Here is a 12,582-nt window from a genome sequence, read left to right as displayed (position 1 = left end):
GGGGACCCTGGGATAGCGCGGAGGAAGCGTAAGTCGTGGGTAACAGAAGGCGCGTCGCCGAGCGACGGAAGACCAAGCCCGCCGTGATCGGCGGGATGATCGCCGTGGTCGTCGGCGGCGCCGGCATCGGCGTCTACGCGCTGTACGGCTCGGGGGCGGCGGCCGACGACCGGACGCAGAACACGTCCGCGTCCGCCGACCAGAAGCCGAAGGTCAAGACCGGCCCGCTGTCGGCGACCGAGGTGACCACCACCGCGACCACCTTCCTCACCTCCTGGCAGCAGGGCAAGGTGGCCACGGCCGCCGCCGCGACCAGCGACACCAAGGCGGCCACCACCCTGCTCACCGGCTACACCAAGGACGCCCACATCACCGGCGTCACCCTCACCCCGGGCACCCCCACCGGCGACAAGGTGCCCTTCTCCGTGAAGGCGACGGTGTCGTACAAGGACACCAGCAAGCCGCTGACGTACAGCAGTTCACTGACCGTCGTGCGGAACACGAGCACCGGGAAGCCGCAGGTCGACTGGGTCGCCTCGGTCGTCCACCCCGACCTCAAGGACGGCGACACCCTCGTCACCGGCGAGTCCGGGACCCCGCCCATCAAGGCGGTCGACCGGGACGGCGGCGAGCTGACCGCGGCCAAGTACCCGTCGCTGGGCACGGTGCTGGACGGGCTGCGCGAGAAGTACGGCAAGAAGGCCGGCGGCAAGGCGGGCATCGAGCTGCGGGTGATCCGCGGCAAGGACGCCGATTCCTCCAAGTCCAAGGACTCGGACAAGACACTGGTGGAGCTCAGCGAGGGCACCCCGGGCACCGTGAAGACCACGCTGAACCCGACGCTCCAGGCGGCGGCGGAGCGGCAGGTCAAGACGCAGGCCCGGTCGTCCGTCGTCGTCCTGCGCCCGTCGACCGGTGAGATCCTGGCCGTGGCGAACGCCAGCCCCGGCTTCAACACCGCCTTCCAGGGCTCCCTCGCTCCGGGCTCCACGATGAAGACCGTCACCTCCTCGCTGCTGATCGAGAAGGGCCTCGCCTCGGCGGACAAGGCGCATCCGTGCCCCAAGTACTTCACGTACGGCGGCTGGAAGTTCCAGAACGACGACAAGTTCGAGATCAAGGGCGGCACCTTCAAGGCCAGCTTCGCCCGCTCCTGCAACACCGCCTTCATCAGCCAGGCGGGCAAGCTGGACAACGACAGCCTCACCAACCAGGCCCAGCAGGTGTTCGGCCTGTCCATGGACAACTGGGCGATCGGCGTCCCGTCCTTCGACGGCTCGGTACCGGTGCAGAGCGCCGCGCAGAAGGCGGCCTCGCTGATCGGCCAGGGCGGGGTCCGCATGAACCCGCTGAACATGGCGTCGGTGTCCGCCACCATCGAGTCGGGCACCTTCAAGCAGCCCTACCTGGTGTCTCCGACGGTCGACAACCGCACCCTGGCCACGGCCTCGCGCACGATGTCCGCGGGCACGCTGTCCCAGCTGCGTGAGCTGATGGCGTACACGGCGGGCTACGGCACGGCGGCCGAGGCGATGTCCGGGGTCTACGGCAACGTCGGCGCGAAGACCGGCTCCGCGGAGGTCGACGGCCAGAAAAAGCCCAACGGCTGGTTCACCGCGTACCGGGGCGACCTCGCGGCCGCGGGCGTCGTCCAGGCGGGCGGCCACGGCGGCGACACGGCGGGCCCGATCGTGGCAGCCCTGCTGAAGATGGGCGGCTAACTCCGTACGGGCGCGGCCGCCATGTAGGTGCGGCGCAGAAACCTGAGCAGCGCCTTCTGCTCGAACTGCACCACCGACACCCCCTGCGGGGAGTGGAACTCCATCACGGCCTGGACCCGCCCGCACGGCCACACGCGGACCTCGCCGCTGCCGACGGGCGCTCGCAGCCCCTGCTCCAGCAGGGCACGTGAGAAAGTCCACTCGTGCGGCCCCGGCAGACCGACTCGTACCGAGCGCGGGTCGGTCTCGGGGTCGTAGTGCAGGATCACCGGGACCGCCTCGTCCTCCGCGATGTCCGCGTCCGAAACGATGTGGGCTCGTGCGTACTGTTCGACTACAGACATCGTGACGGCCTCTCACGCTGCGTAACCTGTGTGGAAGCTGTGCGTCCGCTCCCCCTCCAGCGTCGCACATTTCCCGCGTTCCGCCCCCGGGGCCGAAAGCCTGCTGGTTGTTGTTCGCGCCACTCCTCTCTTGCAAAAGGTTCGCAACAAGCCACATCATCTAACGGTGCATGTGCCTGACGGATTCATAGACGCCCCCATCTCGGCCGCGACCGGAGTCGTCGCGGCCGCCGCCGTCGCGGTGAGCCTGCGCGGCGCCCGGCGCGAACTGGACGAGCGCACCGCGCCGCTGGCCGGCCTGGTCGCGGCGTTCATCTTCGCCGTGCAGATGCTGAACTTCCCGGTCGCCGCGGGGACCAGCGGACACCTGCTCGGCGGAGCGCTCGCGGCGATCCTCGTGGGTCCCTGCACGGGGGTCCTGTGTGTCTCCGTGGTCCTGCTCATGCAGGGCATCCTCTTCGCGGACGGCGGCCTGACCGCGCTCGGCGTGAACATCACCGACATGGCCGTCGTCACGACGGTCGTGGCGTACGCCGTCTTCCGCGGGCTGGTGAAGGTGCTCCCGCGCCGCCGCGGCTCCATCACCGCCGCCTCCTTCGTGGCCGCCGTGCTCTCGGTGCCCGCCGCGGCCGTCGCCTTCACCCTGATCTACGCCATCGGCGGCACCACCGACGTGTCCATCGGCAAGGTCGCCACCGCGATGATCGGCGTCCACGTCCTCATCGGCATCGGCGAGGCGGTCATCACCGCGCTCACGGTCGGCGCCGTCATCGCCGTACGCCCCGACCTGGTGCACGGCGCGCGCGGCCTCCAGCAGAAGCTCAAGCTGCGGGTCGGCGGCGAGCTGGTCGACGTACCGGACGCCGCGCCCGTGGCCGCCGCCCGCTCCCACCGAAAGGTCTGGATCACGGGTCTCGTCACCTCCCTGGTCCTCGCCGGGTTCGTCAGCTTCTACGCCTCCGCCAGCCCCGACGGTCTGGAGAAGGTCGCGGCCGACAAGGGCATCGACGCCAAGGCCGAGGAGCACGCCACCGCGGACTCGCCGCTCGCCGACTACGGCGTGAAGGACGTCGAGAACGCCCGCCTGTCCGGGGGGCTGGCGGGCGTGATCGGCGTCGGCGTCACCGTCGTAGCGGGCAGCACGGTGTTCTGGGCGGTGCGCAGGCGTCGTACCGCCGACACCACCCCCGTCAGCACGGGCGTCTGACATGGGTGCCGGACACACGCACAGGCTCTACCGGCACGGGCACTCGCCCGTGCACGCCCTGCCGCCGCACACGAAGCTCGCCGCGGTCTTCGCCTTCGTGGTGGTCGTGGTCTCGACCCCGCGGGAGGCGATGTGGGCGTTCGGCCTGTACGCCGTCCTCCTGGGCGTGGTCGCGTACGTCGCCCGCGTGCCCGCCGGCTTCCTGCTGAAGCGGCTGCTGATCGAGGTGCCGTTCGTGGCGTTCGCGGTGCTCATGCCGTTCGTCGCGGAGGGTGAGCGGGTCGAGGTGCTCGGGATGTCCCTGAGCGTGAACGGCCTGTGGGGCGCCTGGAACGTGCTCGCCAAGGGCACCCTGGGGGTCGCCGCCTCGGTGCTGCTCGCCTCCACCACCGAGCTGCGCGAACTGCTGCTGGGCCTGCAACGGCTCAAGCTCCCGCCGCTGCTCGTCCAGATCGCGTCCTTCATGATCCGCTACGGCGATGTCATCACCGACGAGATGCGGCGGATGCGGATCGCGCGGGAGTCGCGGGGGTTCGAGGCGAGCGGCGTCAGGCACTGGGGCGTGCTCGCGAAGTCGGCCGGCGCACTGTTCATCCGCTCCTACGAACGCGGTGAGCGGGTGCACCTGGCCATGGTCAGCCGGGGTTACGCAGGTTCGATGCCGGTCATCGACGAGGTGACCGCGTCCGGGGCGCAGTGGTCGTACGCCTTCACGCTCCCCGCCGTCGCCCTCGTCGTCTGCGTGTTGGGATGGGCCCTGTGACTACCGCATCCGCTTCCCTGGAGGTCTCCGGCCTCGCCTTCGCCTACCCCGACGGGCACCAGGCCCTGTTCGGCGTGGACTTCTCGATCGCGCGCGGCGAACGGGTCGCGCTGCTCGGCCCGAACGGCGCCGGCAAGACGACCCTCGTCCTGCACCTCAACGGCATCCTGGGCGGCGGGGTCGGCTCGGTCGAGGTCGCCGGGCTGCCCGTGGACAAGAAGAACATGGCGGAGATCCGGCGCAAGGTCGGCATCGTCTTCCAGGACCCCGACGACCAGCTCTTCATGCCGACCGTGCGCGAGGACGTGGCGTTCGGACCGGCGGCGGCCGGGCTCAGGGGGCCCGAGCTGGAGGAGCGCGTGGACCGGGCGCTGGCCAGGGTCGGCATGGCGGAGTTCAAGGAACGGCCCCCGCACCATCTCTCCTTCGGTCAGCGGCGCCGGGTGGCCGTGGCGACGGTGCTCGCCATGGAGCCGGAGATCCTCGTCCTGGACGAGCCCTCCTCCAACCTCGACCCGGCCTCCCGCCGTGAACTCGCCGATATCCTGCGCTCGTTGGACGTGACGGTCCTGATGGTCACCCACGACCTGCCGTACGCCCTCGAACTGTGCCCGCGCTCCCTGGTCCTGAGCGAGGGCACCATCGCCGCGGACGGGAAGACCGCCGAACTCCTCTCCGACGAGGAGCTGATGCGCGCCCACCGGCTGGAGCTGCCCTTCGGCTTCGACCCCCGTTCCGCCGCGGCGGCGCTCGGCCGTCCGTGACAATGGGCGCGTGACGAACGAAGAGGACGCCGGATCGCTGCTCCTTGACGACCAGTTGTGCTTCGCGCTGTACGCCGCCCAGCGCGCGGTGACCGCCGCGTACCGCCCGCTTCTCGACGAGCTCGGTCTCACCTACCCGCAGTACCTCGTGCTGCTGGTGCTGTGGGAGCGCGGGCAGACCGGCGTGAAGGAGCTCGCGGGGGCGCTGCGCCTCGACTACGGCACGGTCTCGCCGTTGCTCAAGCGGCTGGAGAGCGCGGGGCTCGTACGCCGGGAGCGCGCGGCGAGCGACGAACGCTCGGTCCTCGTCGCGTGCACGGGGCGCGCCGAGGAACTCAGGGAGCGCGCGGCCGGTGTCCCCGGCGCCCTGCTCGCGGCGACGGCTCTCGACGGCACGGAGGCCGCGCGGTTGCGCGAGGAGCTGTGGCGGCTCGCACAACGGGCGGACGCGGCAGCCGAGCGCCCCCACTGACCTCCTGTTACCCAAGGTTGCTACCCCCTGGTAACCCGGCCTCTACCTACCGGCCAGTACCTTGTGCACGATGTACTTGCGCGCACTTCTCCGGGGGGAGACCAGCCATGACTGAGGAAACCGCCGCCGACACCCGTCCGACGAAGATCATGTACGTCGCCGAGGCCACCGCCCACGGCGGCCGAGACGGCTATGTCACCAGCCAGGACGGCCAGATCGAGCTGAGGGTCGCGATGCCACCGGCGCTCGGCGGGGACGGCAACGGCACCAACCCGGAGCAGCTCTTCGCCGCCGGTTACAGCTCGTGCTTCCACAACGCGCTGATCCTGGTCGGCAACCGCGAGGGCTACGACCTGACCGGCTCCACGGTCGCCGCGAAGGTCGGCATCGGCCCCAACAGGCACCGCGGCTATGGCCTCGCGGTCGCCCTCAGCGTCTCCCTCCCGGTTCTCGACGCGGACCTCGCGGCCAAGCTCGTGGAGGCGGCCCACGCGGTCTGCCCGTACTCCAACGCGACCCGGGGGAACATCGACGTGACGATTCTGCTTGGCTGACACAGGCACCGGTCAGCAGCAGGAGGAGTGCGCGCGTGAACGTGAACGGCACAGTCGCCGAGGGGTTCGAGCCGGTCAGGGACGTGTTCGCGTGGAACTTCGAGGCGCTCGGGGACCGGGGTGCGGCGGTCGCCGTGTACCGGGACGGGCGCAAGGTGGTCGACCTGTGGGCCGGCACCCGGGACGTCGACGGCACCGAGCCCTGGGCGCGCGGCACCGCGCAGATCGTGCGCTCGGCGACCAAGGGCGTCGCCGCCGCCGTACCCCTGCTGCTGCACCAGCGCGGGGACCTGGACCTGGACGCGCCGGTGGCCGAGTACTGGCCCGAGTTCAAGGCGCGCGGCAAGGAGCGGGTGCTGGTCCGGCACATCCTGAACCACCGGGCCGGGCTGCCGGTGCTGGACCGGCCGCTCACGCCCGAGGAGTCCCTGGACCCGTTGAAGGGGCCGGCGGCGGTCGCCGCGCAGGCGCCCGTCTGGGAGCCCGGCACGGACCACGGGTATCACGCGCTGACGTACGGCTGGATGCTGGACGAGGTGGTGCGCCGGGTGACCGGGGCCGGTGCCGGTGCGTGGATCGCGCGGGAGATCGCCGGGCCGCTGGGGGCGGAGTTCTGGCTCGGGCTGCCGCGGGACGAGGAGGCGGCCGGGCGGACGGGACGGGTGGGCCGTATCGAAACTCCCGAACGCGAGGGTGTCCTTCGGGTCCGTCCCAAGCGGTCCGTCGTCGAGGCCTTCGACGACCCGGACTCCCTCACCCGGCGGGCCTTCGCCGCGGTCACCCCCCACCCCGACCAGAACGACCCGGCGTACCGGGCGAGCGCCCTGCCCGCGGCCAACGGGATCGCGACGGCCGACGGGCTGGCGCGGATCTACGCGGCGCTGATCGGCGAGGTCGACGGGACGCGCCTCTTCGACCCGGCCACGGTCGAGCTCGCGCGCGCCGAGGAGTCGGCGGGACCGGACCGGGTGCTCGTCGTGAACACCCGCTTCGGCCTGGGCTACATGCTGCACGGCAGCGCGTCGCCGTTCCTCGGCGCGGGCTCCTTCGGGCACCCCGGCCGCGGCGGTTCCCTGGGTTTCGCCGACCCGGAGACCGGGATCGCCTTCGGCTATGTCACCAACGGCTTCCGGAAGTCGGTGACGGCGGATCCGCGCGCCCAGGCACTGGTCAGGGCGGTGCGGGCGGCGCTCTGACCGCTCAGACGTGGATCGGGTGGGAGGTCCGCCCGGACGCCTCGTCGATCTCGTCGTGCGCCTTGGTGAGCAGCCGCATCGCGAGCTCGTTCAGCGCGCGGGCACCGGCGACCTCCTCCCCCACCCTCGGCTGACTGGTGTCGGTGTGGTGGCGGGTGGCGTGGCCGTGGGTGCGTACCTCGGTGCCGTCCGGCAGCCGCACCATCGCCGCCGCCCGCGTGTGCTGGTCGTCCTCCTGGAACTCCAGCTCGATGTGCCATCCCACAGTGTTGCGCGTCATGACGGTCACCTCCGGAGCGTCTCCCTTTCTCCCAGGGTGCTCCTCGGGAGGCGGCGGCGCACGGGGCGGGACTTCCGGGTCGGAGTTTGCGGCCACGCCCTGACCGGCGTGCAGCATCAGCCCGATCCCCACCACCAGCAGCCCCGCCGCCGCGATCCTCGGCACGCCGAACTGCTCCTTGAAGAACACGGCGCCGATGGCCGCGCCGACGATGATCGAGGACTCGCGCAGGGCGGCGATAGGGGCGAGTTCGGCCTTGGTCTGGGCCCACAGGACGAGCCCGTACGCGGTGACGGACAGGGCGGCGCCGAGCAGCCCGACCCACGCGAACGGCCTCAACAGGGCGACGAGTTGACCACGCAGGCGCTGGAGTGCGTACACCGGGATCACCACTCCCTGCACCGCCATCAGCCAGGCGATGTACCCGAGCGAGGAGCCGGAGGCGCGCACGCCGAGCCCGTCGACGACGGTGTACGCGGCGATGGTCAGCCCGGTTGCCAACGCGGCCCCGATGGCGGCCCAGTGGGGCCTGCGCCCGCGCAGCCCCCACAGTGCGACACCGGTGAGTCCCGCGCAGGACAGGGCGATTCCGGCGGCGGCCCATCCGTCGGGCACCTCGTGGGCGAACGGGGCGGCGAGCAGGGCCACCACCAGGGGTGCGGTGCCGCGCGCGATCGGATAGGCCTGCCCGAAGTCCCCGAGCCGGAAGGACTTCATCAGCAGCGTGTAGTAGGCGATGTGGATGCAGCACGAGACGAGCAGATACGGCCACGCGCCCGCCGCCGGAACCGCCGCGAACGGGATGATCGCCAGCCCGATCAGCATCCCCCCGCCCGAGATCAGCGTGAACCCGACCAGCTTGTCGGTGATCTGGTGCGCGATCGCGTTCCAGCCGGCGTGCGTCACCGCGGCGAGCAGGACGGCCGCGGTGACGAGGGGTGTCACGGCGTGCGCTCACGGACGTCCACGAGAGTGGCTCCGGCGTGTGCGACGAGTTCCTTGGGTGCCATGGGGAACACGGCGTGCGGGTTTCCGGCGGCGGCCCACACAAGCTCGTGTTCGAGCAGCGACCGATCGGCGAGCACCCGGGTCCTCGTCCGGTGTCCGAAGGGCGGCACACCCCCGATCGCGTACCCGGTCGTCTCCCGTACGACATCCGCCTTGGCCCGCGTGACCTTGCCGACCCCGAGCGCCTCCCGGACCAGCTCCACATCCACCCGGGACGCCCCGTCCATCAGCACCAGCACCGGCACCCCGTCCGCCGCGAAGATCAGCGACTTGCAGATCTGGCTCAACTCGCACCCGATCGCCGCGGCGGCCTCGGCGGCGGTACGGGTGGCGTCCGGGAAACGGCGGATGCGCGGGGTGAGTTCATGGAGCCCCAGCTCCCGCAGAGCCTCGGCGAAACGGGGGTGAGCGGCCTCGGAACCGCCGGCGTCAGTGGTCGTCGTCATGCGGGGCACGCTAGCGGCGGATGCAACGGGCACGCGACCCGGTTTGCGGGCCCCTCTCGCCCTCCGTCATGCAGGATGCTGCGATGACCCCACCACTCACCCCGTCTCCCGCCGTACGCCCCTATCTCCCCCAGGACCGCGACGCCCTTGAGGACATCTGTGTCCGCACCGCGCACGCGGGCCGGGACAGCCGCCCCCACTACAAGGACCCCGGCGTCTTCCCGGCGGCCTTCGCGGCGCCGTACGTCCATCTCGAACCGGAGCTGGCCTTCGTGCTGGACGACGGGGAGGGGCTGGCCGTCGGGTACGTGCTCGGTACGGCCGACACGGCTCGGTTCGTCGAGGACTACCGGGTGAAGTGGCTGCTGCTGATGGCCGATCGATATCCCGAGCTCAGTCACGCGCCGCGCACTCCCGACGAGGAGATCGTCGCGCTCCTGTACCGCCCCGAGCGGATGCTCGTGCCCCAAGTCGCCGCGTATCCCGCCCACTTGCACATAGACCTGATCCCGGAGTGGCAGGGGCGGGGGTACGGGCGGGCGCTCATGGAGACCTTCCTGCGCGCCCTGCACGAGCGGGGCGTGGCCGCCGTACACCTGTCCATGCTGAGCGCCAACACACCCGCGCGCGCCTTCTACGACCGTCTCGGCTTCCACGAGATCGCCGTACCGGATCCGGGGCCCGTCACCTGGCTGGGCCGGAGCACGGCAGCGGAGAGCCGGTGAGGGCATCCCCCTCACCGGCTCCGCGTTCACACGGTGTGCCTCAGACGCGTACCAGTTCCCGGTCCTCGTCCGGGTCCGCGTCCTTCTCGGCCTGGGTGCGCAGCCCCTCGCCCTCGACGTCGACGTTGGGCAGTGCGCGGTCCAGCCACTTCGGCAGCCACCAGGCGCGGCGGCCGAGCAGGGCGAGCACCGCGGGGACTATCGCCATGCGGACCACGAACGCGTCGAAGAAGACGGCGATCGCGAGTCCGAAGCCGATCATCTTGATCATCGACTCGCTGGAGCTGATGAAGCCCCCGAAGACGGCCATCATGATGACCGCGGCGGCGACCACGACCCGGGCGCTGTGCCTGAACCCGGTCGCGATGGCCTGGCTCGGGGACTCGCCGTGGACGTACGCCTCCCGCATCCGGGTCACGAGGAACACCTCGTAGTCCATCGCGAGGCCGAAGACCACACCCACCATGAAGATCGGCATCATCGACATGATCGGGCCGGTCTCCTCGACCCCGAGCAGTCCGCCGAGCCAGCCCCACTGGAAGACCGCGACCACGGCGCCGAGCGCGGCGAGCACCGACAGCAGGAAGCCGAGGGCCGCCTTCAGCGGGACCAGGATCGAGCGGAAGACCACGATCAGCAGGAGGAAGGCGAGGCCGACCACCAGGGCCAGATACGGGATCAGGGCGTCCGTGAGCTTCTGCGAGAAGTCGATGTTCATGGCGGTGGTGCCGGTGACCAGGACGTCCGCGTCCGCCTTGGACGCGACGTCGTCACGGATGGCGTGCACCAGGTCCTCGGTATCGGCCGAGGACGGCTTCGAGTCGGGGACGACCGTGATGGTCGCGGTGTCGCCCGCCTTGTTGAAGGTCGCCGGGGTGACGGTCGCGACGTCCTTGAGGCCCTTGATCCCGTCGGTCACCGTGGTGGCGGCGGCCTCGGGGTCGTCGCTGTCCTGCGCGTCGACCACGATCATCAGGGGGCCGTTGAAGCCGGGGCCGAAGCCCTCCGAGAGGAGGTCGTAGGCGCGGCGCTGGGTCGTGGACGTCGGCTGTGAACCGTCGTCGGGCAGGCCCAGCTCCAACTGGCTGACCGGCAGCGCGATGGTGCCGAGGCCGACCACACCGAGCAACAGCACGGCGGCCGGACGGCGGATGACGAAGCTCGCCCAGCGGGTGCCGAGGTTGGGCTTCGCCGCCTTGTCCGCAAGCTTCCCCGTCTTGTCCGCAAGCCTCCCCGCCTCGTCCGCAAGCCTCCCCGCCTGGTCCGCACCGGTGGCCTTCTTGCGCTTCTCGCCCGCCGGGCGGACCTTGCGGCCCGCGTACCCGAGCAGTGCCGGGATCATGGTCAGCGCGATGAGGACGGCGATCACGACGGTGCCCGCCGCGGCGAGGCCCATCTTGGTCAGCATCGGCACGTTGACGACGGCGAGACCGGCCAGCGCGATCACGACGGTGAGGCCGGCGAAGACCACCGCCGAACCGGCGGTACCAGTGGCCCGCCCTGCGGCCTCCTCGCGGTCGCGGCCCTCGGCCAGCTCACCGCGGTAGCGGGAGACGATGAACAGCGCGTAGTCGATGCCGACCGCGAGTCCGATCATCAGCGCGAGGGTGGAGGCGGTGTCGCCGAGGTCGAGCGCTTTGGCGAGGGCGGTGATGGTGGAGACGCCGATCCCGACGCCGATGATCGCCGTCAGCAGCGGCAGCCCGGCCGCGACCAGCGAGCCCAGGGTCATGACCAGGACGATCGCGGCGATGGCGAGGCCGATGGCCTCACCGATGGCTCCCGGCTCGGCTGCGGCCTGAAGGGCGTCACCGCCGACGTCGACGGTCAGTCCGGTGGCCCGGGCCTCGTCGGCGGCCTTCTCCAAGGCGTCCCGGGTGGCGTCCTTGAGCTCCATGGCGGGGGCGTCGTAGCGCACCGACGCGTAGGCGACGGTGCCGTCCTTGCTCACCGCGTTCGTCGTGAACGGGTCGGTGACGGAGACGACCTCGGAGCCGTCTCCGAGTCCCTTGACGGTCTTCGCGACGGTCGCCTTGTTGGCGGCGTCCGTCATCTTCTCGCCCTCGGGCGCCTTGAAGACCATGCGTCCGGTCGCGCCGTCCGCGCTGGCCCCGGGGAAGCGCTGTTCCAGCAGGTCGAAGGCCTTCTGCGCCTCGGTGCCGGGGATGGAGAAGGAGGTGGATCCGGCGGCGGGGGCGCTGGCCGCGCCGACGCCCGCGAGCGTCAGCAGGGCCACCCATATCAGGGCGACGAAGTGCCGTCGCCGAAAGGCGAGCCGGCCGAGTTTGTAGAGGAAAGTGGCCACGGAGGCGTACTCCCGGTCAGGTCGTGGGATCTAGGGCGACGGCCCTAAGGGCAGGGGTGATCAGCCCGACGACGTGAGCGGATACGTCAGGTGGAGGGCTTGCCGGTGAGAGGACTGGGGGTCAGTCGCTCGGGATGCCGAGGGCGGGGAGGACCACGGCGTCGATGTACGAAAGGAGGAAGGCCTGGGTCGGCGGCAGTTCGTCGATCATGGCCCGGGCGGCGAAACCACCCAGCATCATGTGCATCATGAACTCGATCGCCGGGTTGTCCTCGCGGACCTCGCCCCGGTCGATCGCCCGCCGCACCACTCGGTGGAACTCCGCGAGCTCGGGTTCGATCAGGTGCTCGCGGAACGCCTTGAGGAGGTCCGGGTTGCCGTGGACCGCCATGGCCAGCCCTCGCATGAGCGCGGAGTTCTGCTCCATCTCGCAGTCGTCCGAACGCTGGGTGAGAGCGTGCAGGTCGCCCTTGAGCGACCCGGTGTCGACCTCTTCGAGGCCGAGACCGCCCGGCTTGTTGTGCCGTACCGCCTTAGCCACCAGTTCGGCCTTGCCGCCCCACTGGCGGTAGAGCGTGGCCTTGCTGGAGCGGGTGCGCGCGGCTACGGCGTCCATGGTGAGCGCGTCGTAGCCGACCTCCCGGAGCAGGTCGAGCACGGCGCCGTACAACTCGGCCTCGCGCTCGGGGGTGATACGGCTGCGACGTGCTGTGGTGACCTCGGTCATGCCCCTCACCCTTCCCGTTCCGGACCTTGAACGACACCGTTTCGTACGACACGAATGTAGCGCACCCCTA

The 12,582-nt window shown here is 70.9% G+C and carries 13 protein-coding genes and 1 pseudogene; 8 read left to right on the top strand and 6 right to left on the bottom strand.

What is annotated here, in order from left to right:
* Positions 1 to 35 precede the first annotated feature (35 nt).
* Positions 36 to 1,721 carry a penicillin-binding transpeptidase domain-containing protein gene (locus ACI2L1_RS37755; protein ID WP_404743958.1) on the top strand — a complete coding sequence of 562 codons (1,686 nt, stop codon included), beginning with the start codon at positions 36 to 38 and terminating at the stop codon, positions 1,719 to 1,721.
* Here ACI2L1_RS37755 and ACI2L1_RS37750 read toward each other — a convergent pair.
* Complete coding sequence (locus ACI2L1_RS37750) at positions 1,718 to 2,065, bottom strand: SsgA family sporulation/cell division regulator (RefSeq protein WP_404743957.1); 348 nt, start codon at positions 2,063 to 2,065, stop codon at positions 1,718 to 1,720. The two genes, ACI2L1_RS37755 and ACI2L1_RS37750, sit on opposite strands and share 4 nt — an antisense overlap.
* 166 nt (positions 2,066 to 2,231) lie before the next feature.
* Here ACI2L1_RS37750 and ACI2L1_RS37745 point away from each other — a divergent pair, with 166 nt between their 5' ends.
* From ACI2L1_RS37745 to ACI2L1_RS37720, 6 genes are all read left to right on the top strand, one after another.
* Positions 2,232 to 3,272: an energy-coupling factor ABC transporter permease gene (locus ACI2L1_RS37745; protein WP_404743956.1), complete on the top strand. Its 1,041-nt coding sequence runs from the start codon at positions 2,232 to 2,234 to the stop codon at positions 3,270 to 3,272.
* 1 nt (position 3,273) lies between these two features.
* On the top strand, positions 3,274 to 4,035 hold the full coding sequence (gene cbiQ / locus ACI2L1_RS37740) for a cobalt ECF transporter T component CbiQ (protein ID WP_404743955.1): 762 nt from the start codon (positions 3,274 to 3,276) through the stop codon (positions 4,033 to 4,035).
* The gene (locus tag ACI2L1_RS37735; RefSeq protein ID WP_404743954.1) at positions 4,023 to 4,799 is read left to right on the top strand and encodes an energy-coupling factor ABC transporter ATP-binding protein; all 777 of its coding nucleotides are present in this window, start codon (positions 4,023 to 4,025) and stop codon (positions 4,797 to 4,799) included. Before cbiQ ends, ACI2L1_RS37735 begins: the two co-directional genes overlap by 13 nt.
* Before the next feature lie 10 nt (positions 4,800 to 4,809).
* Positions 4,810 to 5,271, top strand: coding sequence for a MarR family winged helix-turn-helix transcriptional regulator (locus ACI2L1_RS37730; RefSeq protein WP_404743953.1), 462 nt, complete (start codon positions 4,810 to 4,812; stop codon positions 5,269 to 5,271).
* Between the two features lie 107 nt (positions 5,272 to 5,378).
* Positions 5,379 to 5,825, top strand: coding sequence for an organic hydroperoxide resistance protein (locus tag ACI2L1_RS37725; protein WP_404743952.1), 447 nt, complete (start codon positions 5,379 to 5,381; stop codon positions 5,823 to 5,825).
* A 35-nt stretch (positions 5,826 to 5,860) separates the two neighbouring features.
* A complete protein-coding gene (locus ACI2L1_RS37720; protein WP_404743951.1) occupies positions 5,861 to 7,021 on the top strand; it encodes a serine hydrolase domain-containing protein in 1,161 nt (386 codons plus the stop codon).
* Positions 7,022 to 7,025: 4 nt separating this feature from the next.
* Here the strand turns inward: ACI2L1_RS37720 and ACI2L1_RS37715 are convergent, their stop codons facing one another.
* From ACI2L1_RS37715 to ACI2L1_RS37705, 3 genes and pseudogenes are all read right to left on the bottom strand, one after another.
* Entirely contained in the window at positions 7,026 to 7,301 is a 276-nt protein-coding gene (locus tag ACI2L1_RS37715; protein ID WP_404743975.1) for a DUF1876 domain-containing protein, read from the bottom strand.
* A gap of 102 nt (positions 7,302 to 7,403) precedes the next feature.
* Positions 7,404 to 8,246, bottom strand: a pseudogene (locus tag ACI2L1_RS37710) (EamA family transporter); the annotation flags it as partial.
* Positions 8,243 to 8,755, bottom strand: a complete 513-nt coding sequence (locus tag ACI2L1_RS37705; protein WP_404743950.1) for a YbaK/EbsC family protein — start codon at positions 8,753 to 8,755, stop codon at positions 8,243 to 8,245. The pseudogene ACI2L1_RS37710 and the gene ACI2L1_RS37705, both read right to left, overlap by 4 nt.
* Before the next feature lie 83 nt (positions 8,756 to 8,838).
* Between ACI2L1_RS37705 and ACI2L1_RS37700 the strand changes: the two genes are divergently transcribed.
* Positions 8,839 to 9,480 (top strand): GNAT family N-acetyltransferase, encoded by a 642-nt coding sequence (locus tag ACI2L1_RS37700; RefSeq protein WP_404743949.1) that lies wholly within the window; start codon positions 8,839 to 8,841, stop codon positions 9,478 to 9,480.
* A 40-nt stretch (positions 9,481 to 9,520) separates the two neighbouring features.
* On the opposite strand, the gene ACI2L1_RS37695 is transcribed toward ACI2L1_RS37700, so the two are convergent.
* Together ACI2L1_RS37695 and ACI2L1_RS37690 are read right to left on the bottom strand one after the other, a co-directional pair.
* On the bottom strand, positions 9,521 to 11,785 hold the full coding sequence (locus ACI2L1_RS37695; protein ID WP_404743948.1) for an MMPL family transporter: 2,265 nt from the start codon (positions 11,783 to 11,785) through the stop codon (positions 9,521 to 9,523).
* A gap of 121 nt (positions 11,786 to 11,906) precedes the next feature.
* Complete coding sequence (locus ACI2L1_RS37690) at positions 11,907 to 12,512, bottom strand: TetR/AcrR family transcriptional regulator (RefSeq protein WP_404743947.1); 606 nt, start codon at positions 12,510 to 12,512, stop codon at positions 11,907 to 11,909.
* Positions 12,513 to 12,582: the final 70 nt, after the last annotated feature.

Source organism: Streptomyces sp. NPDC019531 (assembly GCF_044903305.1).
In the GTDB taxonomy this organism is placed as follows: Bacteria; Actinomycetota; Actinomycetes; order Streptomycetales; family Streptomycetaceae; genus Streptomyces.
This window is presented reverse-complemented; position numbering and strand designations above follow the sequence as displayed.

Coding starts and splice junctions, on each gene's coding strand:
- ACI2L1_RS37690 (WP_404743947.1), bottom strand. CDS start 12,512: ATGACCGAGGTCACCACAGCACGTCGCAGCCGTATCACCCCCGAGCGC.
- ACI2L1_RS37705 (WP_404743950.1), bottom strand. CDS start 8,755: ATGACGACGACCACTGACGCCGGCGGTTCCGAGGCCGCTCACCCCCGT.
- ACI2L1_RS37715 (WP_404743975.1), bottom strand. CDS start 7,301: ATGACGCGCAACACTGTGGGATGGCACATCGAGCTGGAGTTCCAGGAG.
- cbiQ (WP_404743955.1), top strand. CDS start 3,274: ATGGGTGCCGGACACACGCACAGGCTCTACCGGCACGGGCACTCGCCC.
- ACI2L1_RS37700 (WP_404743949.1), top strand. CDS start 8,839: ATGACCCCACCACTCACCCCGTCTCCCGCCGTACGCCCCTATCTCCCC.
- ACI2L1_RS37735 (WP_404743954.1), top strand. CDS start 4,023: ATGGGCCCTGTGACTACCGCATCCGCTTCCCTGGAGGTCTCCGGCCTC.
- ACI2L1_RS37725 (WP_404743952.1), top strand. CDS start 5,379: ATGACTGAGGAAACCGCCGCCGACACCCGTCCGACGAAGATCATGTAC.
- ACI2L1_RS37750 (WP_404743957.1), bottom strand. CDS start 2,065: ATGTCTGTAGTCGAACAGTACGCACGAGCCCACATCGTTTCGGACGCG.